This window comes from Amycolatopsis sp. DSM 110486 (assembly GCF_019468465.1).
In the GTDB taxonomy this organism is placed as follows: domain Bacteria; phylum Actinomycetota; class Actinomycetes; order Mycobacteriales; family Pseudonocardiaceae; genus Amycolatopsis.
Window position 1 is genome coordinate 6,459,662 of the sequence record NZ_CP080519.1, and the last position, 23,252, is coordinate 6,482,913.

At 72.9% G+C, this 23,252-nt stretch carries 20 protein-coding genes; 6 read left to right on the forward strand and 14 right to left on the reverse strand.

Annotated elements, in window-relative coordinates; all coding sequences use genetic code 11:
* Window positions 1-50: 50 nt before the first annotated feature.
* Genes K1T34_RS31360 through K1T34_RS31380 form a run of 5 tightly spaced genes read right to left on the reverse strand, consistent with a single transcriptional unit; the run spans window position 51 to window position 8,154 of the window.
* Window positions 51-1,640, reverse strand: coding sequence for an allophanate hydrolase (locus K1T34_RS31360; RefSeq protein ID WP_220238363.1), 1,590 nt, complete (start codon window positions 1,638-1,640; stop codon window positions 51-53).
* Window positions 1,637-5,200: an urea carboxylase gene (uca, locus tag K1T34_RS31365; protein ID WP_220238364.1), complete on the reverse strand. Its 3,564-nt coding sequence runs from the start codon at window positions 5,198-5,200 to the stop codon at window positions 1,637-1,639. The genes K1T34_RS31360 and uca overlap by 4 nt, the downstream gene beginning before the upstream one ends.
* Complete coding sequence (locus K1T34_RS31370) at window positions 5,197-5,817, reverse strand: urea amidolyase associated protein UAAP2 (protein ID WP_220238365.1); 621 nt, start codon at window positions 5,815-5,817, stop codon at window positions 5,197-5,199. The genes uca and K1T34_RS31370 overlap by 4 nt, the downstream gene beginning before the upstream one ends.
* Window positions 5,814-6,644, reverse strand: coding sequence for an urea amidolyase associated protein UAAP1 (locus K1T34_RS31375; RefSeq protein WP_220238366.1), 831 nt, complete (start codon window positions 6,642-6,644; stop codon window positions 5,814-5,816). Before K1T34_RS31375 ends, K1T34_RS31370 begins: the two co-directional genes overlap by 4 nt.
* A gap of 10 nt (window positions 6,645-6,654) precedes the next feature.
* Window positions 6,655-8,154, reverse strand: a complete 1,500-nt coding sequence (locus K1T34_RS31380; RefSeq protein ID WP_220238367.1) for an amino acid permease — start codon at window positions 8,152-8,154, stop codon at window positions 6,655-6,657.
* Window positions 8,155-8,313: 159 nt separating this feature from the next.
* Between K1T34_RS31380 and K1T34_RS31385 the strand changes: the two genes are divergently transcribed.
* On the forward strand, window positions 8,314-8,979 hold the full coding sequence (locus K1T34_RS31385) for a TetR/AcrR family transcriptional regulator (RefSeq protein ID WP_220238368.1): 666 nt from the start codon (window positions 8,314-8,316) through the stop codon (window positions 8,977-8,979).
* Between the two features lie 19 nt (window positions 8,980-8,998).
* Window positions 8,999-9,955, forward strand: a complete 957-nt coding sequence (locus K1T34_RS31390) for a hypothetical protein (protein WP_220238369.1) — start codon at window positions 8,999-9,001, stop codon at window positions 9,953-9,955.
* A 2-nt stretch (window positions 9,956-9,957) separates the two neighbouring features.
* On the opposite strand, the gene K1T34_RS31395 is transcribed toward K1T34_RS31390, so the two are convergent.
* From K1T34_RS31395 to K1T34_RS31410, 4 genes are all read right to left on the reverse strand, one after another.
* Window positions 9,958-11,166, reverse strand: coding sequence for a hypothetical protein (locus tag K1T34_RS31395; RefSeq protein WP_220238370.1), 1,209 nt, complete (start codon window positions 11,164-11,166; stop codon window positions 9,958-9,960).
* A 44-nt stretch (window positions 11,167-11,210) separates the two neighbouring features.
* A complete protein-coding gene (locus K1T34_RS31400; protein ID WP_220238371.1) occupies window positions 11,211-12,476 on the reverse strand; it encodes a ribonuclease D in 1,266 nt (421 codons plus the stop codon).
* 71 nt (window positions 12,477-12,547) lie between these two features.
* Window positions 12,548-13,264, reverse strand: a complete 717-nt coding sequence (locus K1T34_RS31405; protein WP_033261886.1) for a response regulator transcription factor — start codon at window positions 13,262-13,264, stop codon at window positions 12,548-12,550.
* A 677-nt stretch (window positions 13,265-13,941) separates the two neighbouring features.
* A complete protein-coding gene (locus K1T34_RS31410; protein WP_220238372.1) occupies window positions 13,942-14,505 on the reverse strand; it encodes a DUF3000 domain-containing protein in 564 nt (187 codons plus the stop codon).
* Between the two features lie 838 nt (window positions 14,506-15,343).
* On the opposite strand from K1T34_RS31410, the gene hemE reads away from it, so the two are divergent.
* Genes hemE through K1T34_RS31430 form a run of 4 tightly spaced genes read left to right on the forward strand, consistent with a single transcriptional unit; the run spans window position 15,344 to window position 19,973 of the window.
* The gene (hemE, locus tag K1T34_RS31415; RefSeq protein WP_220238373.1) at window positions 15,344-16,441 is read left to right on the forward strand and encodes a uroporphyrinogen decarboxylase; all 1,098 of its coding nucleotides are present in this window, start codon (window positions 15,344-15,346) and stop codon (window positions 16,439-16,441) included.
* The gene (gene hemG / locus K1T34_RS31420) at window positions 16,438-17,847 is read left to right on the forward strand and encodes a protoporphyrinogen oxidase (RefSeq protein WP_220238374.1); all 1,410 of its coding nucleotides are present in this window, start codon (window positions 16,438-16,440) and stop codon (window positions 17,845-17,847) included. The genes hemE and hemG overlap by 4 nt, the downstream gene beginning before the upstream one ends.
* 51 nt (window positions 17,848-17,898) lie before the next feature.
* A complete protein-coding gene (hemQ, locus tag K1T34_RS31425; RefSeq protein WP_220238375.1) occupies window positions 17,899-18,591 on the forward strand; it encodes a hydrogen peroxide-dependent heme synthase in 693 nt (230 codons plus the stop codon).
* A gap of 5 nt (window positions 18,592-18,596) precedes the next feature.
* On the forward strand, window positions 18,597-19,973 hold the full coding sequence (locus K1T34_RS31430) for a CoA transferase (RefSeq protein ID WP_220238376.1): 1,377 nt from the start codon (window positions 18,597-18,599) through the stop codon (window positions 19,971-19,973).
* Here the strand turns inward: K1T34_RS31430 and K1T34_RS31435 are convergent.
* From K1T34_RS31435 to K1T34_RS31455, 5 genes are all read right to left on the reverse strand, one after another.
* A complete protein-coding gene (locus K1T34_RS31435) occupies window positions 19,963-20,283 on the reverse strand; it encodes a hypothetical protein (RefSeq protein ID WP_220238377.1) in 321 nt (106 codons plus the stop codon). The genes K1T34_RS31430 and K1T34_RS31435 overlap by 11 nt on opposite strands.
* Window positions 20,280-21,083: a DUF692 domain-containing protein gene (locus tag K1T34_RS31440; RefSeq protein ID WP_220238378.1), complete on the reverse strand. Its 804-nt coding sequence runs from the start codon at window positions 21,081-21,083 to the stop codon at window positions 20,280-20,282. The genes K1T34_RS31435 and K1T34_RS31440 overlap by 4 nt, the downstream gene beginning before the upstream one ends.
* Window positions 21,076-22,011 carry a TIGR04222 domain-containing membrane protein gene (locus tag K1T34_RS31445; protein ID WP_220238379.1) on the reverse strand — a complete coding sequence of 312 codons (936 nt, stop codon included), beginning with the start codon at window positions 22,009-22,011 and terminating at the stop codon, window positions 21,076-21,078. The genes K1T34_RS31440 and K1T34_RS31445 overlap by 8 nt, the downstream gene beginning before the upstream one ends.
* Before the next feature lie 452 nt (window positions 22,012-22,463).
* Entirely contained in the window at window positions 22,464-22,889 is a 426-nt protein-coding gene (msrB, locus tag K1T34_RS31450) for a peptide-methionine (R)-S-oxide reductase MsrB (protein WP_220247509.1), read from the reverse strand.
* Between the two features lie 19 nt (window positions 22,890-22,908).
* Window positions 22,909-23,214: a hypothetical protein gene (locus tag K1T34_RS31455; RefSeq protein WP_220238380.1), complete on the reverse strand. Its 306-nt coding sequence runs from the start codon at window positions 23,212-23,214 to the stop codon at window positions 22,909-22,911.
* Between the last annotated feature and the right edge of the window lie 38 nt (window positions 23,215-23,252).

Here is a 23,252-nt window from a genome sequence, read left to right on the forward strand (position 1 = left end):
GAGTGGCCCGGACGAGTGGGCGACGGCACACTCCCGGGCGGCCCCGGCCCTCAGGAACGCAGGTGGGCGAGCCAGCCACCTTTCGCCGAGATGTCCTCCGCGGCGGCGAGCGCCGCGGGCTCGCACAGGAACCCCGAGACCTCCGAACCGTCGTGCAGGCGCACCCGTCCGATTGCCAGCGGTGCCGGGACCGCCGCCACGAACGCGCCGAAGCCGGCCACCGGGAGGTCCCACACTTCGGCCGCGATCGCGACACCGTCTTCGGCCACGCGCACGAGCCCCGGTTTCGGCGGGGTCGTGGCCAGCGCGTGCAGCCGGTACTCGGGCGCGGTCTCGGTTTCGGCGACGAAGCGGCCGCCGCGCGAGGTCAGCTCGTGGTTGAGCGGCTGCCCCCGCAGGTGCGCCCCGACGACGGCCAAGCGCACACGATTCTCGACGCCGCGGGCCAGCGCCGCCAGCTTCGAGTCCGCGTTGGCCGGGCCGACGAGCATCACCCCGAACGGTCGCCCGCCGACCGTCCCCGCGGGCACGGCGAGCGCGGACAAGCCGAGCAGGTTGGCGAAGTTCGTGAAGCGGCCGAGGGCGGCGTTCGTGCTGACCGGGTCCGCGGCCACCTCGGCGAGCGTCGGGTGCCCGGTGGTGGTCGGCAGCAACAGGGCGTCCACAGTGGAGAGCACGGCATCGGCCTCGCGCTTGAGCCCGGCGAGCGTGGCCCGGTCGGCGAACACCCGGTGCGCGGGGAGGTGGCGGGCGGCGGTGATGATGCCCGCGACGGTCGGGTCGACGTCGTCGCGGTGCTTCTCGACGAACTCGCCGACGGCGGTGTAACGCTCGGCGACGAACGAACCCTCGTACAGCAGCCGCGCCGCGGCGAGAAAAGGCGACAAGTCCACAGTGGTCACCACCGCGCCGGCCGCGGCGTAGTCCGCCACCGCGGCGGCGTACGCCTCGGCCCAGCCGTCCTGCAGTGGGCCCAGGGAAGCCGGGACACCGATCCGGACCGCGCCCTCTTTCGACAGGCACCGCAGCGCGAGCTCCGCCTCGCCCACCGTGCGCGCGAAGATCGACACGCAGTCGATGCTCGCGCAGGCCGGCACAACGCCGTCCGTCGGCAGCAGCCCCGGCGTCGACTTCAGCCCGACGATCCCGTTGAACGCCGCCGGGACGCGGCCCGAGCCCGCCGTGTCCGTCCCGAGCGCGAGATCCGCGATCCCCAGCGCGACGGCGACCGCGGACCCCGAGCTCGACCCGCCCGACACGTACGCCGGATCGATCGCGTTGCGCACCGCGCCGTACGGGCTGCGCGTGCCGACCAGCCCGGTGGCGAACTGGTCGAGGTTCGTCGTGCCGAGCACCAGCGCACCCGCCGCCTTCAGCCGGGCGACGACGGGTGCGTCCGTTTCGGGCTCGTAGGCATACGCCGGGCACCCGGCGGTGGTCGGCAACCCGGCGACGTCGATGTTGCCCTTGACCGCGGCGAGCCGCCCGTAGAGCGGGAGCGGATCCCCGGCGGTGTACCGAACCTCGAGTGCTTCGGCTTCGGCCAGCAGTTCGGCCTCCGGGCGCAGGTCGACCCAGATTTCGGGCCGGTCGACCTGCTCGATCCGCCGGTAAGCGGCGTGCACGCGTTCGCGGATCATCCGAGCACCACCAGCGGGGTACCGGGCGCGACCTGGTCACCGGGGGACACGAGCACCTCGAGCACCTTTCCGTCGGCGGGCGCGGGGATGCGCGCCTCGGTTTTCATGGCTTCCAGCGTGACCAGCGACTGCCTGTGGTCCACCCGCGTGCCGGGCTCGACGTCCACCCGCCAGACCGTGGCGGCGAACGGGGCCTCGACGACGTGGCCGCCCGGCGGTGCCTGCACGCGGGCCGGCGGCCTCGTGACGGGTTCCGGCTTCGGGTCGAACTCGCCCGCGGCGGCCCACGCGCGGCGTTCCGCCTCGAACGCCGCCGACTGCGTGGCACGGAACCCGGCGATGCTCTCGGCGTTGTCGGCGAGGAACCGCTGGTAGTCGGCGAGGCGGAACTCCCCGTCGGTGATGTCGAGCTCCAGCTGCCCGGCGGAGCCGCGCGCCCGCAGGTCCAGCAGTTCGTCGGCCGACACCGGGTACCACGAGATCCGGTCGAAGAACCGCAGCAGCCACGGCGACCCCGGCTCGAACGCACCGCGCTGGTGCCAGCCGCTCCACACCTGCACGGTGCGGCCGACGAACTGGTACCCGCCCGGCCCTTCCATTCCATAGATGCACAGGTAGGCGCCGCCGATGCCGACGGAGTTCTCGGCCGTCCACGTCCGGGCCGGGTTGTACTTCGTGGTCACCAGCCGATGCCGCGGGTCCAGCGGGGTGGCGACGGGCGCGCCGAGGTAGACGTCGCCGAGGCCGAGCACGAGGTACTCGGCGTCGAACACCGTGCGGTAGACCTCGTCCACAGTAGACAGACCGTTGACGCGGCGGATGAACTCGATGTTCCACGGGCACCAAGGGGCGTCGTCGCGCACGCCCGTCATGTACCGCTCGATCGCCTCGCGCGTCGCCGGGTCGTCCCACGACAGCGGCAGCCGCACCCCGCGGCTGGGCACCACCAGGTCCGCGGTGCCCGGCAGGTCGCCTTCCAGCTCGCGCACCAGGCCGAGGGCCTTGCCGACCGGGAGCGCGTCCGGGTCGACGTGCACCTGCAGCGACCGGATGCCCGGCGTGAGGTCGACGATCCCCGGCACACCTTCGGCGGCCAGCCGCTCGGCCAGCGCGTGGACGCGCATCCGCAGCGCGAGGTCGAGGGTCATGTCGCCGTATTCGACGAGCAGGTTGTCGTCGCCGCTGCGCCGGTAGGTCACCGACGGCTCGCCGTCCTGCGCGGTCCGCCGGGCGAGCACGCCGCCGTCGTCGAGGGCGTCTCGGCTGGCGAGCAGCGGCACCGCCGGTCGGCGGCGCAGGGCCGCGGCGTGGTCGGTGTCGATCGGGACGAAGCGCACGGTGTCACCCGGGCGCAGCTGGCCGAGTTTCCAGCGCTCGCCGGTGGCGACCGTCGCGGGGCACACGAACCCGCCGAGGCTCGGGCCGTCCGGGCCCAGCAGGATCGGCAGGTCGCCGGTGTAGTCGACGGCGCCGATCGCGTAGGGCGTGTCGTGGATGTTGGACGGGTGCAGCCCGGCTTCACCACCGTCCTCCCGCGCCCACTGCGGGCGCGGCCCGACGAGCCGGACGCCGGTGCGCGCGGAGTTGAAGTGCACCTGCCAGTCGGTGCGGTAAAAGGTCTCGATGTCGGCCGGCGTGAAGAACTCCGGTGCGGCGTGCGGTCCTTCCAATGCGCCGATCGTCCACTGTGTACCCAGCCGCGGCCGGTCGCCGGCGGGGACGGCGCCGGCGACCGGGTCCGCGGGCTCGGCGCCGGGCGTGAGCACGTCGCCCGCCGCGAGCGCCCGGCCGCCGTGGCCGCCGAACCGGCCGAGCGTGAACGTCGCCGCGCTGCCGAGGAACTCGGGCACGGCGAGCCCGCCCCGCACGAGCACGTAGCTGCGCAGCCCGGCCGTGCCCGCGCCGACATCGAGCGTGCCGCCGGCCGGAACCACGATCGGCGTCCACCCGGGAGCCGGGGCGCCGTCGAGCAGCACGGGTGCGGTGGCGCCGGTGACGCAGACGGTGGTGTCGGTGGAGAACCGCAGCGTGACACCGTCCACAGTGCACTCCAGGCCGGCCGCGCCCTCGGGGTTGCCGAGCGCCAGGTTGCCCAGCCGCAGCGACAGGTCGTCCATCGGGCCGGACGGCGGCACCCCGACGTGCCAGAACCCGGTGCGGCCCGGCCACTCCTGCACGGTGGTCATCGTGCCCCCGCGCACGACGTCGATCCGCGGCTCGTCGTCGGTGACGCCGTCGAGCGTGGCGGTGTCGTGAGTGGCGCTCGTGAACGCCGGATCGACGGCCGCGGCGCGGAGCTGGCCGAGGTTGGTGCGCAGCCCGCCGACAGCGGTGGCCGCGAGGGCCGCACGCAGGTTCGCCAGCGCGTCCGCGCGATCGGTTCCGGTGCAGATCACCTTGGCCAGCAGGGGATCGTAGTGCGTGGTGACGGTGGTGCCGGCCTCGATCCACGTGTCCACGCGGACGCCCGGCGGCAGCGAGACGCCGGTGACCAGTCCGGCGCTCGGCCGGTGGTTCGCGCTCGGGTCCTCGGCGTACACGCGGGCCTCGAACGCGTGCCCGCGCGGCTCGGGTGCGGTGGTTCCGGGTGCGGTGGCGAACATCCCTCGGTCGCCCTGGGCGAGCCGCAGCATCCAGCCGACCAGGTCGATGCCGTACACCGCCTCGGTCACCGGGTGCTCGACCTGCAGCCGCGTGTTGACCTCGAGGAACGCGGCCTCCTCGCGGACGGGGTCGTAGACGAACTCGACCGTGCCGGCCGAGCGGTAGCGCACCGACGAGCACAGCGCCACGGCCGCGTCGGCGAGCTGCCGCCGCACCGCGTCCGGCAGATCCGGCGCCGGGCACTCCTCCACGACCTTCTGGTTGCGCCGCTGCAGCGAACAGTCGCGCGTGCCCAGCGCGAGGATCTCGCCGGCGCCGTCGCCGAAGACCTGCACCTCGACGTGCCGGGCGCTCGTCACCAGCCGCTCCAGGAACACGCCGGAGCTGGCAAAGCTCTTGGCTGCGACGCTGCGCACGGTGTCCCACGCGGCGGACAGCTCCTCGGCCGACGCGCACGCGCGCATCCCGATCCCGCCGCCGCCCCCGGTCGCCTTGAGCATCACCGGGTAGCCGATCCCGGCCGCTTCCGCCAGGGCTTCGTCGAGGTCGCCGAGCAGCCCGGTGCCGGGCAGCAACGGCACCCCGGCCGCGATCGCGGCCTCGCGCGCGGTGTGCTTGCTGCCGAACACCTCCAGGTGCTCCGGCGCCGGGCCGACGAACGCGATCCCGGCGCTCTCGCAGGCACGGGCGAACGCGGTGTCCTCGCTGAGGAAGCCGTACCCCGGGTGGATCGCGTCCGCCCCGGTGTCGAGCGCGGCCCGGATGATCGCGTCGGCCCGCAGGTAGCTTTCGGCCGCGGGTGCCGGGCCGAGCCGCACGGCCTCGTCGGCCAGGCGGACGTGGGGTGCGGTGCGGTCGGCGTCGGAGTACACGGCGACGGTGGGGATGCCCAGCTCGCGGGCTCCGCGCAGCAGGCGCACGGCGATCTCGCCGCGGTTGGCGACCAGCAGCTTCACGCCGCACGCTCCGGTTCGGTCACGACCATCCGCACCGGCGTCGGGTCGAACCCGTTGCAGGGGTTGTTGATCTGCGGGCAGTTGGACACGAGCACGAGCACGTCGGTCTCGGCGCGCAGCCGGACTTCCAGGCCCGGCGCGGAGAGGCCGTCGACGATGCCGAGCGTGCCGTCGGCCTCGACGGGCACGTTCATGTACCAGTTGACGTTGCTCACGAGGTCGCGTTTGCCGAGGCCCCACTTGCTGCCCTCGATGAGGAAGTTGTCGGCGCAGGCGTGCTGGAACCGGGTGTGCTGGCCGTAGCGGAGGCTGTTGGACTCCTTGCTGCACGCGCCGCCGAGCGTGTCGTGGCGGCCGCAGGTGTCGGCGACGACGGTGACCAGCGGCGCGCCCTCGCCGGTGCGCAGCACGCTGCCCGTGGTGAGGAAGATGTTCCGCTGCGCGGCGATCGTCACCGCGGCGCTGTAGCGGCGGGAGGTGTCGTTCGCGTCGTAGCAGAGGAAGTCGACGGCCTGGTTGCCGCCGAGGTCGATGATCGTGAGCTCCTGGCCGCGGCGCAGCACGGTGGAGAACGGCGCCCGCGCGGGCACTTCGACGTCGAGCACGGTCGTGGTCATGCGAGCCCCCGGGCGGTGAGGTAGTCGGCGGTGTTCTCGAAGGCCCGCCGAGCTTCCGGAGTGTGGGTCCACTCCGGACTGTCCGGAGTGCTGGGCCGGTCCCGCCAGGCGAGGATGCGCAGCGGCGTCACGGTGTAGTCCTCGCGCGGGTCGAGCGGATGCGCGGTGTTGGCCAGGAGCACGACCACCGGCAGTTCGACGCGCAGGTCGACCGAGGCCCCGGCGCCCGCGGAGCCGGTGAACTCGAGCCCGCCCTCCGCGTCGACCCGCACGCCCTGGAAGAACGACAGGCTGGGCGGCAGATCCCGTGGCCCCAGGCCGTTTTTCGCCGCCGCCAGCGTGAACAGCGGTACCCCGGCCGGCGAGGGTCCTTCAGGTGCGCCGTCGCCGTAGCGCTCGGTGTTGCCGTCCACAGTGGACGTGCCGCACAACGCGTCGTGCCGGCCGCCGGTGTCGGCCACGACGGTCGCGAGCACCCGGGCCTGGTCCGAGAGCAGTGCGACGGATTCCCCGAGGTAGGCGTTCCACTGCACCTTCACGGTGTCGGCGACGTTGAGCCGTTCCCAGGGCCCGTCGGCGTTGAACAGCAGGAGGTGCGCGCAGGCGTCGCCCTCGAGGTCGGTGAGCCGCAGCCGGGTGCCGCGGGCGAGGACCTTGTGCGTGTAGCCGCCGCCCGCCACGGTCTCGGCCCAGGTCAGCGTGGCGGGCTCGACTCCGGGCGGCGCGGGCCACCCGGTCGCCGGGATCGTCGGCATCGTGTCGACGACCGTGCCGGCTTGGGCGCGGGCGTGGTCGCGCGCACCGTGCGTGGTTGCTGTGGTGCTCATGGACGTCCTCTCAGACCGCGGGTTCGAGGGCGGGGGCGGTGGTCCGGCGCAGCCGCAGCCAGCAGAACCAGCCGATCAGCAGGGCGGCGCCGACGAACTCGACGGGGAACAGCAGCAGCCAGGGCGAACCCGAACCGGCGAGGTCGTAGATCTCCGCGCGGGGCCAGGCGATGTTCACGATCATCACCACGCCGTAGGCGACCGCGGCGACGTTCACCGGGACCGCCCAGCGTCCCAGCGAGAACAGACCCGGCTCGGCGGGGAAGCGCCCGCGCAGCCGGCGCACCAGCAACGGGCCGGTGACCAGCAGGTACGCGAGGTAGACCACGACCACCGAGGTGCCGGTGATCGTGCTGAACAGCGTCGGGTTGCCGACGTTCACGCCGAGCAGCGCGATCGCCAGCGCGCCGGAGATGACGGCGGGCCACAGCGGGGTGCCGGTGCGCGGGTTGACGCCGGACAGGCGTGCGGAGAACGGCAACGCGTTGTCGCGGGCCATCGCGTAGATCAGCCGGATAGTGCCGGTCTGGATGGTGAGCGTGCAGACGATCACTGCGATCGCGACGTCGGCGAGGAAGACCCGGCCGAAGGTGTCGCCGAAGACGGCCGTGATCACGTACGGCAGGCCGTGTCCGGCGAGCTCGCCGTCGGTGAGGCTCGGTGCGGCCATGAGCGCGGTGAGCACCACGGCGAGGCCGCCGAGGCCGGACACCAGCACCGCGCGCAGCACGGCTCGCGGTGCGGCCCGGCGGGCGTCGCGCGTCTCCTCCGCGACCGAGGCCGCGGTGTCGAACCCGTACAGCACGTACGCGGCCATCAGCGCCGAAGCGAGCACGCCGCCGATCCCGGCCGCGGAGGCGCCGTCGCTCACCGGGACGCTGTGCACCACGACCTGCGGCCCGCGCACGGCGAACAGCGCCAGGCCGCCGATGAGCACGACGACGCCGATCAGCTCCGCGGCGACCCCGACGTCGTTGATCCGGGCCATCACGCGGACTCCGGCGGCGTTGACCACCGTGGTGAAGACGATTAGCAGCGTGCCGAGCAGCACGGCGTTCGTGGCACCGGTCGGCGACGTCACCGACGGGTCGCCGCCGACGAGCTGGAACCCGCTCCACACCGAGGGGAGCACGATCTGCAGCGCGATCGCCGCGGCGGCGAGCGCGACGACGCAGCCGAGCAGCATCATCCAGCCGGCGAGCCAGCCGGCGAAACCGCGCGCGAGCTGCTTGGCCCACTGGTAGACGGATCCGGCGAGCGGGTAGCGGGCGGCCAGCTCCGCGAAGACGAGCGCGACGAGGATCTGCCCGGCGAGCACGAACGGCCACGACCAGAAGAACAGCGGGCCGCCGAAGGTGTAGCCGAAGCCGAAGAGCTGGAAGACGGTGGTGAGGATCGAGACGAAGGAGAAGCCGGCCGCGAAGGCGGAAAAGCCGCCCAAGCTGCGGCGGAGCTCCTGGCGATAGCCGAACTGCGTGAGGTCGTCGGAGGGGACCGAGGGCGCGGGCATGCGAGGCTCCCGTCTGCTGGCGGGTATTTCGATCGGTTGACCGAAATTAAGCCGCCGGTGGGTCGCTGCCGTCTCGCCCGCGTAAGGCGAGTGTTAACGCGTGTTTCCGGAAGGGGCTGTCGCGCGTAACACGGCGGGGCGCCTGGCAGGATCGGTCGGGTGGGCGGGAAGGCGACGGGAGTGGGGCGGCCCCGCGCGAGCGGCGCGGCGGCGAGCCGCCAGGACGCGCGCGAGGCGGTGCTCGACGCGGCGGGGGAGCTGTTCACCGGCGCCGGGTACGCGGCGACCACCACCCGCGCGATCGCCGAGCGGGCGGGCCTGCGGCAGGCGTCGCTGTATTACCACTTCCCGGCCAAGGAGGACATCCTGGCCGAGCTGCTGGCGGCCACGGTCCGGCCTTCCCTGGCGGTCGCGGTCGGGCTGGTCTCGTCGCCCTCGGCTGAGCCGGCGAGCGTGCGGCTGTGGGCGCTGGCCTACGCGGACGTGCGGCTGCTCGGCGGGGCGCGGCACAACATCGGCGCGCTGTACCTGCTGCCCGAGGTGTCGTCGCCGAACCTCGCGGGGTTCCGCGCGGAGCGGGCCGAGCTCAAGGCCGCGTACGGCACGCTCGTGCGGATCGCCGGTGCGCCCGCGATCCGCACTGACCTGGTGTTCGGCCTGGTGGAGAGCACCGCGATCACGCGCCGCGACGACCCGGCGCTCGACGTCGAGGCCCACGCCCGCGAAGCGGCCGACGCCGTCGTCCGGCTGGCCGGCCTCGGCGAACCGGACGACACGCTGCGAGCGGCGGCCCGCGCGCTGCTCAATCCGCCTGGTCGGACATAATGCGCATTGTGGACACGTCGTGGGGGTGGCGCTCGTGAAGTTCTTCCGCTCGCGGCCGGTGGACGAGGCGTCCGCGCTGCGTGGATCGGTCGCGTGGTCGCGCGGCCGGGAAGGCGCGCGTGACCTGCTGGAGCGCTTCGGGGTCGCCGTCCGGCTGGGCGAACTGGGCGAATGGCGCGACGCGGAGCCGGTCTTCCGCGAGCTGGTCCCGCCCATGACCCGCGAGTTCGGCCCGCGCAGCAAGGAGACGCTGGGCCTCTGGGTGCAGCTCGCGATGTCGTGGTCCGGGCAGGGCCGCCCCGACGAGGCCGTGCCGCTGCTGGCCGAGACCGAGGACGTCTACGAGCAGACCTGGGGCGCCGAGGCTGCCACGATCTGGTGCCGCCGCATGCTCGTCGAGGCCCTCGGCGTGGCCAACCGCATGGACGAACGCGTCGCCGCGTCGGCGTCGGTGGTTCGCTACTGCGCCGCCGAACTCGGCGACGCCGACCCGCTCACCCGCGAAGCCCGCTTCGGCGACCTCATCGCCCTGTGCGACGTCGACCGCCAGGACGAGGCGCTGCGCGAGCTGGCCGAGAAGATCGTGCCGTTCTTGAAGAAGCCCTTCGACCTCGACTGGGCGGAGGCCGCGCGCCTGGAGATCACCGCCGAGCAGGGCGACCCTGCCCTTGCGGTACCGCCATTGCGCGAACTCGCCGCCCGGCACCCGCGCCACGGCTTCTTCCGCCAATGCCTCGCCGACGTGCTGGTTCTGACCGACGACCACCCCGAAGCGGCCTCCCTGCTGACGTCCCTGGTCGCCGAGTCCTGGAGTGGCTGGCGCCAGACGCTGCGCAACCGGGGGACCCTGGCCCAGATTCACCCGGACCCGGAAGTGGCGGCGTTCCACGCCCGCGCGGTCCTCGCGGCGGTGGCGTGGCCGGTGGGCCATCCGGAAGTCGTTGCGGCGCAGGAGGTTCTGGACCGCCTGGGCTGAGGTCAGCGGGTCCACACGCGAAGGGCCCCGTCGCGCAGCTCGGCGAACCGGCCGGTGCGGGGATCGGCCGCGGTGGGCCGAAACCCGGGGACGAACGCGATCCGGGCGCCGTCAGCGGGGTCCCAGACTTCGAAGCCGCCGGCTGCGGTCACGTAAAGCAGGTTCTCGACCGCCCACATCGGACCGTTCGGCCCCGCGAACAGCCCGCGGCTTTCCTGCGTGACCGGGTCGAACAGCTCGACTCCGTCGATCGTCTCGCCCTCGTCCGGGCCGGGTTTCTGCAGGGCGAGCAGGTCGTCGGAGATCCAGGCCATCGGCGTGTCCCACACGTATCCACGGTCGGTGAGCACGGGCAGGTCGCGGGGTGCCCGTGCATCGCCGCCGAGCCAGGCCGAAAGGTCGATCACGGCCGGGACGCCGGCCGGGTGCCATACCCAACCGTCGTCCACGAGCCAGCGGCCCGACGGACTCGCGGTGAGACGGCCGTGGAAGTAGTCCGGGTCTTCGTCGTCCAGCGGCAGCCGGTCTCCGGTGGCGGCGTCGTACAGGTCGAGCCGGTTCCACGCGCTCGCGGCGACGAAATACCCCGGGAGAAAGGTGAACGGGAAGGGCACCTGCTCGCTGTTGTAGTCCCCGATGTCGAGCCACCGGATTACCTCGCCGGTGCGCGTCGCGAGAACCACTCCGTGGCTGCCGTAGTCGGTCACCACCGCGGTGCGTTCGCCGTCGGCCGACGTGGACAGCGCTGGACGCGGTTCGCGCATCCGCAGCGCCTTGTGCTTCTCGGCGGGCAACTGGATCGGACCGGTCAGTGGTTCGGGATCGCCGTCGTCCGGCAGAGCCACGAGGCCCTCGGCGGTCAGCGCGAGCCAGCCGTCGGGCAGGGGCGCGAGGCACTCGTCACCCCACAGCACGACCGCGCACGGGCGGGTGCACCAGGTGCCGCCGAGAGGTGAATCGCGATGGATCGGCTGCGGGGTGCCGACGAGGCGTTCGACGTGGATGGGCTGGTGCGTGGCCGCGACACAGCGCGGGCAGATGGTTCGGAGCTCGGCGGCAGGCCCGTCGGCGCAGGGCTCACAGAGCAGGTCGAATTCACTGGCGACTCCAGTGAAGACCAGACAATGGCGCGGGGAATCAGGAAAACCCAGGTGCGGGCACCGGCGGGTGGCCGAAGCCGGACCCGGGTGCCCGCAGGAAAGCACGTTCACAGCCATGAGCGTGGTAGCTCACGAGCCACCGGCGCACGTGAATTTCAGGCCGCAGCCGTCGTGTGCAACGCCTTGCTCAGCGCCCCCACCGTCAGCTCCACCTGCCACGGCCGGGCCCCACCGGCCTGCAGCACCGCGGCCACCCCGTCTTCCGACAGGTCGGCCGGCGGGCGCCAGCAGGTGCGGCGCACGAGGTCGGGCAGCATGAGGTTCTCCACCGGCAGCCGGCGGTCCTCGGCGATGGCGGCAAGGGCCGCGCGCGCTGCGGAGAGGCGGGCGGCCGCGTCGGGATCCTTGTCGGCCCAGCGGTTGACCGGGGGTGGGCCGTCGGACGGCTGGGTGGGGCTGGGGAGCTCGCTCGCGGGCAGCGTCTTGGCCGCCTGCAGGTGCCGCAGCCAGCTGGCGGTGTACTTGCGCTGCACGCGGCCGCTGAACACCGGCAGGGCCTGCAGCTCCTCGACGGTCTTCGGGTCGGAAGTCACGGCGTTGACGATGGCGCTGTCGGGCAGGATGCGGCTGGGCGCGCGGTCGCGTTTGCGGGCCAGCTCGTCGCGGGCCTGCCACAGCTCGCGCACGGCGGCGAGGCCGCGCGGGCTGCGGATCTTGTGCACGCCCGACGTGCGGCGCCAGGGTTCGGCGCGCGGGGCGGGCGGCGGCGCGGTGCGCACGGCCTCGAACTCCTGCCGTGCCCACTCGAGCTTGCCCTGGGACTCCAGCTCGACCTCGAGGCGTTCGCGCAGCTCGTTGAGGAGCTCGACGTCGAGGGCGGCGTAGTTGAGCCAGTCGACGGGCAGCGGCCGCTTCGACCAGTCGGCGGCGCTGTGGCCCTTCTCGAGCGTGTAGCCGAGCAGCAGTTCGACGAGCGTGCCCAGCGCCACGCGTTCGTAGCCCGCCAGCCGGCCGGCCAGCTCGGTGTCGAAGAGGCTCTTGGGGTGCAGGTCCAGCTCGGCCAGGCACGGCAGGTCCTGGGACGCGGCGTGGAGCACCCACTCGGTGTCGTTGAGGACTTCGCGCAGGGGCGCGAGGTCGTCGGCCAGCGCGATCGGGTCGAGCAGCACCGTGCCGGAGCCTTCGCGGCGCAGCTGCACGAGGTAGGCCTTGGGGAAGTAGCGGTAGCCGGACGCCCGTTCGGTGTCCACGGCCACGGCACCGGTTCCGGCGGTGAGCCGCGCGCACGCCTCGGCGAGCGCCGCCGGATCGGTCACCACGGGGGGTGTGCCTTCGGCGGGCTCGCGTAGCAGCACGGGCGATCCGGCGTCCTCGGTGGTGGTCTCTCCGGTCCGGGCGCCGTCCGCCTGTGCACTTCCCATAGCTGACGACCCTACGGGACGGGCGTACCGCGCCTGGTCCGCCCGCCCCGCAGGGCCTCTGTCTGCCTTCGTCAGCGGATCACACCGGCGCGCATAGCCAATGCGACCATCTGTGCCCGGTCACCCGTGCCGAGCTTGCGCCCGATGCGGGAGAGGTGCGACTTCACGGTGAGCGCGGAGAGGGAAAGCTCCTCCCCGATCTCCTTGTTCGACTGCCCGTCGGCGACGAGCTGGAGCACCTCGACCTCACGGGCGGAGAGCTCACGCGGGGTGTTGTCGGTACCCGCGACCCGCGTGCCGGTCGCCAAAACCGGGGCCACGCTCGGGTCGGCGTATACGCCGCCTTCCAGGACCCTGCGCACGCCGTCGGTGACAACCACCGGCGACGCGGACTTCAGCAGGTACGCCTGGGCACCGGCCTGGAACGCCGACCGAACCGCGTACGGGTCGTCGGACGATGCGAGCACCACCACGCGCGGCCATCCGTGGCTACGGAGTTCCGTAACCAGCTCGATGCCGCTGCCGTCCGGCAGTCCGAGATCGAGGATCGCCAGGTCGCACGGGCCGGTGGCCTGTGCTCGCGCCCTCGCCTCGGCCACCGTGGCGGCTTCGTGGACCGTGCCCGCACCCATCTGTGCGAGTCGTGCTGCGATTGCCTCCCTCAACAGCGGGTGGTCATCGACCACCAACACGGAAAAAAGCTCTTCCCGCGGGTGCGGAACCATGCTCGCCGGCAATGCACCGGCTGGCGTGGATCGAACGGCCTGAGAAATGCCGACGGTAGCCACGTCACTACCTCCCTGGAGTCGGTCGTGCCCCCCGACCGGCACCGGGACCTTCGGCCGTTCAGCCGCGCCAGCTTTAGACCGAAAGTGGTGTCGTCGAAGGCACTGTAGCCGCCCCAGGGCCGTTACGGGGGGATCGAATGGGTATCTATCTGAAACGACTCGTCACTCAGGGCGTTCACCGTCACACGATCGGGCTAGTGCTGAGCCCGTTGCTAACGGAACGGCTTCCGGAGGCGATGCAACAGAGTTACCGAACCCGAAACGCCCGTGCAGGTGGGCCGTGCACCTGCGGGTGCTTCCGCTCGGACGTCTCGTGAGCAGTCCACCAGACACCGGAAATCGCCCTCCTCCGGGGCAAGATCAACTTTCTTCACGTTTGCACAGAGGGTCTTCGAGGGGCTCCGGGCGAGGCTGTGTCGGGGGCTCCGGGGGTCTCGGGTGGCTTTGTGGGCGTGACCAGGGCATGACAGCCCGTGATCATGGGGTCTTCACGAACGTGGGCGTCCGCGCGTGCTAGCGCGTGCGGTCCCAGGTGGACGGATGTGAACGGCTCTCAGAATCGCGTTCGGTCCGCCGCCGGTGCCGTCGGTTGTCCAGACCACTTCGGGCGCTTCTGAACGTTCTGAGGGCGCGAGAAGGCGCCGGACGGGCGGCCCGTCCGGGTGAACTTCGGTGGATCAGGAGCTCTGGCGCTGTTCGAACAGCGTTACGCCGACCGGCGGCAGCCCCACGACGCTCGCCATCACCTGGCAGAACGCGTAGCCGTGGGCGCGCAGCGCGGCGTCGGTGGGCGTCCAGGACGCCCGCAGCTCGAGGTCGTCGGTGCGCGAGGGTCCGGAGATTTCGCCGAACCGCGCCGACGAGGTTTCCGTGACCGTGCCGCCCAGTGCCGTCCACGAGGCGCCCGAAGATTCCAGCGCATCGGTCAGCCACGACCAGCCGACGGCCGGCAGGAACGGATCGGTCGCCAGCTCGCGGTCGAGCTCCGCCCGCACGTACATGACCAGCCGCAGGACGCCGTCCCAGCCTTCTTGGCCGTCGGGGTCGTGCAGCAGCACCAGCCGCCCCGACGCCAGCACGTCCGCCGGCCCCTCCACCTCACAGCTCACGGCGAACGACCACGGCGCCAGCCGCTGCGGCGCCCGCATGGTCTCCAGCCGCACCTCGGGACGCGGCCGCACGGACTTCAGCGCCGCGACAGCTTCGCGGAAGAGTTCGGGCACTGGCGTCATCGCGGTCACGCAACGACTGTAGGGCGGCGACGCCCCGTTGCGGACGCAGGCGCGCCGAGGGACGACCCGACCGGCCCAGTGGTCCGCCGGGGCGTCGCCAGGGCGGACGAATCGGGTGCGGAGGCTTGATCAGGACGGCTTTCGCGGCAGTGCTGGTCGGAGCTTCGTCGTGGCGGGAACCGCGTCTGTGTGCTGACCGAACTCCTGCGATCGGATCCGATGCGCCCGGACTGCGTCGTCCGCCGGCCGCTTGTCCGGCGGGGTGATTCGGGCGCGGCGGCTTGAACCGGCCGGAAGGCTGGTCGAACTTCGCCGGGGCAGGCCGGCGGAGCGCGAGGACCGCGTGTGTGGGCAGGCGTGGCTTGACCGGAGGTCAGCGGCCGCTTGCGGCCGGAGCGCCGGTTGGGGTTGTGCGGCCGGTCCGGTGGCGTGATCGGTGCCGGCCGGCCGAACCTTCCGGCCGCTCGGTTGGCCCGACCACCACTCCGGCCGCCGCGGCTTGTATCCGGCCGGAGTGGTGGTCGGGCGGCCGGTCCGACAGCACGACCCCGGAGGCCACCGAGTGGCCCGCCGGCGCGTCGCCGGGGCGGACGAATCGGGCGCGGAGGCTTGAGCAGGCCGGCAGTGCTGGTCGCGGCTTCGGCGGTCGGGCCGAGGGGGTCGGGGAACAATGGGAGCCGACCCGGCGAGGGCGGAACGCAGCTCGGCGACCGGATCCGAAGGGCTGGGCGCGCAGGCCGCCGAGTGGCCCGCCGGCTGCTCGCCGCCCGCGAGCAACGGAGGACGAACGCGCCCGAACCCGGCGCTGGGGCCGCCCCGCCCAGGCGGGAGCACCAGGCGTGGGACGATGGGCTTCGTGCCTGAGCTTTCGTCTGTGTCTGAGTCCTTCGCGTCCGAAACCGCCCCGGCTGTCGCCGCGCGGCGTGTGCTGGCGGAGTCGCCGTTCCTGGCCGCGGCGCGCGGGGAGAAGCCCGTGCGCACGCCCGTGTGGTTCATGCGCCAGGCCGGGCGGTCGCTGCCGGAGTACCGGAAGCTGCGCGAGGGCGTCGCGATGCTCGACGCGTGCTTCGACCCTGAGATGCTCGCCGAGATCACGCTGCAGCCGGTGCGCCGGCACGGCGTGGACGCGGCGATCCTGTTCAGCGACATCGTCGTACCGCTGAAGGCCGCGGGCCTGGACATCGACATCGTGCCCGGCACGGGGCCCGTGGTGGCCGAGCCGGTGCGCGACCGCAAAGCCGTGCGGGGGATTCCGCTGCTGGAGACCGAGCAGGTCGAGCGTGTGGCCGAGGGCGTGGGCCTGCTGGTGGAACGCCTGGGCGACACGCCGTTGATCGGCTTCGCCGGCGCGCCGTTCACGCTGGCCAGCTACCTGATCGAGGGCGGCCCGAGCCGCAACCACGAGCACACCAAGGCGCTCATGCACGCCGAACCCGAGCTCTGGCACGAGCTCGCCGGCCGCCTCGCCGACATCGCGCTCACGTTTCTCCGTGCGCAGCTCGACGCGGGCGCCGACGCCATCCAGTTGTTCGACTCGTGGGCCGGCGCGCTGTCCGAGCGCGACTACCGCGAGTTCGTCCAGCCGCACTCGGCGAAGGTGCTGGCCGGCGTCGCGGGCTACGGCGTGCCGCGGATCCACTTCGGCGTCGGCACGGGCGAGCTGCTCGTGGCGATGCGCGACGCGGGCGCCGACGTCGTCGGGGTCGACTGGCGCGTGCCGCTCGACGAGGCCGTGCGCCGGCTCGGCGGCACGGCCGTGGTGCAGGGCAACCTCGACCCGGCGCTGCTCTACGCGGGCTGGCCGGTGATCGAGGCCGAGGTCCGCCGGATCGTCGACGAGGGCCGCGCGGCCGACGGGCACATCTTCAACCTCGGCCACGGCGTGCTGCCGAGCGTCGAGCCCGAGGTCCTCACCCGCGTCGCAGAGCTGGTGCACTCGCTGTGAAGCACGTCGCCGTCGTCGGCGGCGGCATCTCCGGCCTGACCGCGGCCTACCGCCTGCGGACGCTGCTCGGCGACGCCGTCGCGATCACCGTCTTCGAAGCCGCCCCCGCAGTCGGCGGCAAGCTCCGCACGGCCGAGGTCGGCGGCGTGCCCTACGACGTCGGCGCCGAAGCCTTCCTCGCCCGCCGGCCCGAGGTCACGGCGCTGGTCGCCGAGGTCGGGCTGGGCGAGCACCTGGTCCACCCCACGAAGGCGCGCGCCAAGATCCACGCCGGCGGCACCGTCACGGGCCTCCCGCCCGGCACGGTCATGGGCGTGCCCGCCTCCGCCGACGCCGTGGCCGGCGTGCTCTCGGAAGACGGCCGCCTCGCCGTCGAGAAGGAACGCTCCCTCGGCCCCGTCGAGCTCACCGCCGCCGACGTGGCCCTCGGCCCGCTGCTGCGCACCCGCTTCGGCGACGAGCTCGTCGACCGGCTCGTCGACCCGCTGCTCGGCGGTGTCTACGCGGGCGGCGCCGACGGCCTCGGCCTGCGCGCGACCATGCCCGGCCTGGCCAAGGCCGTCGCCGAGGGCGCCGGGTCGCTCACCGACGCCGCGGCCGCCCTGCTGCCGAAGACCCCCGGCATCGCGCCCGTGTTCGGCACGCTGACCGGCGGCCTGACCACACTCCTGGACCGCCTGCGCGAGCTGTCCCGCGCGACCGTGCGCACTTCCGCCACCGTCCGCGCCCTGACCCGCACCGCGAACGGCTGGCGCCTCGACGTGGGCGCCGCCGCCCCGGCCCACGCTCCCGAGGACACCCCGGTGGACGTCGACGCCGTCGTGCTCGCCGTGCCCGCCCCCGCCGCGCGCAAGCTGCTCGCCGACCTCGTCCCGGCCGCGTCCCAGGCGTTCGGCGAGGTCGAGCTGGCGTCGATGGCCGTGGTCGCCCTCGCGCTGCCGCCCGGCACCGACCTGCCCGACGCGTCGGGGATCCTCATCGGCGCAGGCGAGAAGGACGCCGAGGGCGTGCCCTACGCGTCGAAGGCCTTCACTTTCTCCGCCAACAAGTGGGCCCACTACGGCGCCGCCGGCCCGGTGCTCGTCCGCGGCTCCGTCGGCCGTTTCCGCGAGCCGGGCGCGCTGAACGGCGACGACGAAGCCCTGGTGCACGCCGTCCGCGACGACCTCGCCCGCCTCACCGGCGTCACCGCCGCGCCGCTCGACACGCTGGTCACCCGCTGGGGCGGCGGCCTGCCGCAGTACGGCGCCGGGCACCTCGAGCGCGTGACGCGCATCGAAACCGCCGTCAACGAGCTCCCGGGCCTGGCCGTCGCGGGCGCGACGCTGCACGGCGTCGGGCTGCCGGCGTGCGTCGCCACCGCCGACGCCGCCGCGAAGCGGATCGCGGCGAGCTTCACAGTGTGACGTGACGGAGGCGCTTGGCGCCCGAATGCCGCGCGGTGCGAGGATGGAGCCATGGCGCGGCTGAACTACAACGAGCTCAACGACAGCATCCGCTACACCGCCTGGTCGGTCTTCCGGGTCGAGCCCGGCCGCCTCGGCGAGGACCGCGGGACCGCGGGGCAGGAGACGGCGGAGTTCCTCGACGGGCTCGCCGACAAGGGCGTGGTGGTGCGCGGCGTCTACGACCTGTCCGTGCTCCGGGCCGACGCCGACTACATGGTCTGGTGGCACGCCGAGGAGATCGAGCAGGTCCAGGCCGCCTACAACGGCTTCCGGCGCACGCCGCTGGGCCGCGCGTCGACCCCGGTGTGGAGCCAGGTCGCGCTGCACCGCCCGGCGGAGTTCAACAAGAGCCACATCCCGGCGTTCCTCGCCGGCGAGGAAGCGCGCAAGTACATCTGCGTGTACCCGTTCGTCCGCTCCTACGAGTGGTACCTGCTGCCGGACGAGGAGCGGCGCAAGATGCTCGCCGACCACGGCAAGGAAGCCCGTGACTACCCGGACGTGCGCGCCAACACCGTGGCGTCGTTCGCGCTCGGCGATTACGAGTGGATCCTCGCGTTCGAGGCCGACGAGCTGCACCGCATCGTCGACCTGATGCGCCACCTGCGCGCGACGGAGGCCCGTCGCCACGTGCGCGAGGAGATCCCGTTCTACACCGGCACGCGCGTGGCGCCCGCCGAGCTCGTCGCGGCACTGCCGTAACCGCCGTGCAGGACGTGCTGGCCGGGGTGTGGCAGACGCTCACCGGAGAATCCCTCCCGGCCGTGTCCTTGACCGGCGACGAATCCTTGCTGCCCGGCACTTTCCGGGTCGAGGCCGCCGCGACGGCGGGCATCGCGGCCGCCACGCTCGCCGCAGGTGAGCTGCTGCGCCTGCGCGGCATCGACCCCGGCACGGTGGGCGCCGACACGCGCCACGCCGCGGCCGCCGTGCGCAGCGAAGCCTTCGTGCGCGTGAACGGCGAGCTGCCTCCGAGCCCGTGGGGTCCGATCGCCGGCGACTACCTCGCGTCCGACGGCTGGGTCAAGCTCCACGCGAACTACCCGCGCCACGAGGCCGCCGTGTGCTGGTCGCTCGGCGTGCCCGCGCAGCGCGAGTCCGTCGCGAAGACCGTGGCCGCCAAGACGGCCGCCGAGGTCGAGTCCGCCGTGGTGACAGCGGGCGGCGCGGCCGCGCTCATGCGTTCGCGCGACGAGTGGCTCGCGCACCCGCAGGGCCAGGCCGTCGCAGGCCTGCCGCTCGCCGAGATCCGGCAGATCGGCGACGCGCCGAAGAACACGCTGTTCGACTCCGACCGGCCGCTGGGCGGGGTCCGGGTGCTGGAGCTGACGCACGTGCTCGCCGGGCCCGTCGCCGGTCGCGTGCTCGCGGCCCACGGCGCGAACGTGCTGCACGTCGGCGCCGCGCACCTGCCGCGCATCCCCGCGCTCACGATGGACACCGGCCACGGCAAGCGTTCGGGGTTCGTCGCGCTCGACACCGAGGGCGGCCGCGCGCGGCTGAAGAAGCTCATCGCGCGCGCCGACGTGGTGCTGCAGTCGTTCCGCCCCGGCGCGCTGGAGCGAATCGGATTCGGTCCGGAGGTGTTGGCCGAGCTGAGGCCGGGTCTCGTCACGGTCGACCTGTCGGCCTACGGCTGGGCCGGCCCGTGGGCCCGCCGTCGCGGGTTCGACAGCCTGGTGCAGATGGCGTCGGGCATCGCCGAGGAAGGCGCTCGCGTCGCCGGCACAGACCGGCCGACGCCGCTGCCCGCGCAGGCGCTCGACCACACCACGGGCTGGCTCGCGGCCGCGGCGATCATGACGGCGGTGCGCCGCACGGTCGTCGAGGGTGGCAGCTGGAACGTGCGGTTGTCGCTCGCGGGAACGGGCCGGTGGCTGGATTCGCTGGGGCGCAAGGAGTCGGCTGTGTCCAGTGTGGACTCAGCGGATTACGGCGACCTCGTCGAAGAAGTCGACAGCGACTTCGGCAAGCTCACCCGCGTGAAGATGGCGGGCGACCTGCCGGGCGCCCAGCCGCACTGGGACCACGCGTCACACCTGCCCGGAGCCGACAGCGCGGTGTGGCACCCGGTCAGCTCCTGAACCAGCGCCGCCGCTTCGCGGGTTCTCGGGCGGCGACCCAGGCCGCGAACGCGTCGGCGTACTCGCGCGCCCGGATCGCGTCGGTTTTCGGGTGCGCGCCGGCGTAGGCGTCGAAGAGCGGGCCGAAGCGCTCGCCCAGGCTTTCGGCCAGGTCGGGGCGCAGATACGCTATGAGCCGGCGGCGTTTGGTGAGCAGGACGTCGGCTTCGACGCGCAGCCGGTCCGGCGCGAAACCCGGCGGGGGCGGGGCGCCGGTGAGCAACGCGTCGAGCAGCGCGGCCTGCCGAGCGGCGAGCTCCTCGCGGCTCACGCCGTCACCGTCGCGCGCAATGCGGCGAGCTCCGCGGCCAGCTCGGTGTCGGTGGGGTAGTCGTCGTCGCGTTCCAGCAGCACGCCCGGCGGGTCGGTGCGGCGGCGCAGCTCGGCGAGCAGGTCGAGCACCTCGGGCAGCACCGGGTGCGCGTGCGTGTCGTGGTAGACGCCGTCGCGCTCGACGCCGCCCGCCATGTGCACGTAGGCCAGGCGTTCCCAGGGAATCCCGTCGAGGAACGCCACCGGGTCGGTGCCGACGTTGCGCGCGTTGGCATACAGGTTCGCCACGTCGATGATCAGCAGGCACCCCGTGCGCTCGGTCAGCTCGGCGAGGAACTGCTCCTCCGACAACGTGTTCTCCGGCCACTGGAGCACGGCCGCGATGTTCTCCAGTGCCAAGGGGACGTCCACAATGGACTGGGCGAGGCGGACGTTGGCCACGAGCACGTCGAGCGCTTCGCGCGTGCGGGGTAGCGGCATGAGGTGCCCGGAGTCGAGCCCGCCCGCGCGGACGAAGCACACGTGGTCGCTCGCGAGCGGCGCGTCGAGCGCCCGGGCCAGCTCGGCGAGGTGCTCGACGCGCTTCGTATCCAGCGGCTCCGCCCCGCCGAGCGAGAGCGACACGGCGTGCGGCAGCACGGGCAGGCCGCGTTCCCGCAACGCCAGCAGGCTCTCGGGCAGGTGCGGCGCGTGAAGGTTCTCGGCGACGACCTCGACCCAGTCGACGCCCGGCAGCCGCGCGATCGACAGGTCCAGCTCGGCCCGCCAGCCGATGCCGACGCCCAGCCGGTCAACCACCGCAACCCCCGCCACCGCATGAGGAACCACTGCTGCACGAGGAACCACTGCTGCACGAGGAACCACCGCTGCACGAAGACCCGCTGCTGCAGGAGGACGAGGTGCTGCACGACGAACCACCGCTCGACGAGCCACCGCCGGACCCGGCGAACGGCTGGAACGGCGGGATCAGCGCCGCACTCAGCTCGTCGTCCGGATACATCGCGAGCCCGCCCAGCGCCACGGCGCCGGCCGCTCCGGCGAGCAGCAAGGCCGGCCGCACCGCACCCTGCGTGCGGCTCGAGAACCGGGCGTGCGTCAGAGCCCCCTGGCCCCTCGGCGTGATCCCCACGCGCTTGCGGCCGCGCACGACGGAGGCGACCACCGTCAGCACGAGGGCCACCACGAGCAGCAGGAAGAGCCAGCCGACAGGCCGGCCGTGCGACGCACCCGTCACGAACCGCACGGCGCCGATCGCCAGGAGAACCAGGAAGGCCAGCAAGATCGTGGTGTGGAACGGACGCGCTTCGCTGCCGGAGGTGAGCAGGCCGGCGCGCTGCATCTCGGCCTCGAGGTCGCTCATCGCCTTCGACCGGGCGGCCTTGGCCCGCAGGCTGCGCGTGGTACCGCCCTTGGCACCCTTGGCGCCTTCGTGCACCGAGCGTTCGATCTTGTGCCACGGGTGTTTCCCCGCGGCCGTCACGAGCCCTTCGCTGTTCACGCGCAGCAGGCCGCGGTCCACCAGCGCCGCGATCGCCGTGTCGGCCACGCGCTCGGGCCCGCCGGCGAGGTACGCGAGGTGGTAGACGTCCGGCAGTTCACCGGTGTGCTCGACCGCCCGCGTGCGCGCGACGCGCGGCCACACCACCTGCACCGCGAGCACGAGAGCCAGCGCTATTCCGTACCACGCCAGGAACTGCGGTCCTGAAATCCCCCAGGTTTCGTCCACGGTGTGCCTCCCTCACCCTCGCGATCGCCGGACCCTACCGACCCGGTTCACCGGGTGGGTCGGCACAACTGACGCCGTCCGCGGCGCCTCGGTTCCGTCAACAGCTGCCGGAACCGCCGCCGCACCCCGAGCCGCCACCGCAGCTTGAGCCGAGGTAAAGCCTGCCACCGCCGAGACGGGCGGGCCGGTAACCGATCTGAAGGGGCTTGGGTTTCCGGCCGGGCGGAGGAGACGTTCCGTGGCGCGGCCTGCCGCCGGCTCGCGGCTCGAGAACAGCGGAGGCCGCGCACCTGGGCACGCCGATCACAGTCCCGGCGATGGTGGCGATGAGTGTCATGGCGCCTCCCCGGTGCGTCGTGCCTGATGCACGCGGGAGAAAGCGCTGTGGTTGCCCGAAGACAGAAAAAAGCGCCCTCCCGGTGGGGGAGGGCGCTCTTCGGTGATCGTCGGTGTTACTCGGTCTCGGGAACGAGCTTCAGCGAGATCGAGTTGATGCAGTAGCGCTGGTCGGTCGGCGTGTCGTAGCCCTCGCCCTCGAAGACGTGGCCGAGGTGGCTGTGGCACGAGGCGCAGAGCACCTCGATGCGTTTCATGCCGAGTGTGCGATCTTCGCGCAGCAGCACGGCGTCGGAGTCCGCCGGGTCGAAGAACGACGGCCAGCCGCAGTGGCTTTCGAACTTCGTGTCGCTGCGGAACAGCTCGGCACCACAGGCGCGGCACTCGTACGCGCCGGTGGTCTTGGTGTCGGTGTACTCGCCGACGAACGGCCGCTCGGTGCCGGCCTGGCGAAGCACCGCGTACTCCTCGGGGTTGAGCTGCTCGCGCCACTCCTGCTCGGACTTCACCACACGGGGCGTGGTGCCGACCACGGGTTTCATACCTTTCACGTCGCCCACGTTACCCCGCCAGGAAAGCGATCGCGTGGGTCACGATCTGCCATGCGGTCACGATCACCCCGAGCACGATCAACGCCGCGATGAGCGCCGAAACCCAGTAGCGCAGCCCGCCCGCGCGGCTGCTGGAATCGGCGAAGTCGGAGACCTGGTCGAGGCACGCTTCGACGGTGAACGTCGGGCCCGTGCGCTCCATCCGGTCGAGGTGCGCGGCGAACGCGCGCGCCTCCGGGTCGTACGGATCCAGCCCGACGAGATCCTCGTGGAACCGAGGATTCCAGCCCGGCTGTACAGCTCCGCTCTCGGCCATGGCTCCACGGTAGGCCATCACCCCTGTTCACCACACTC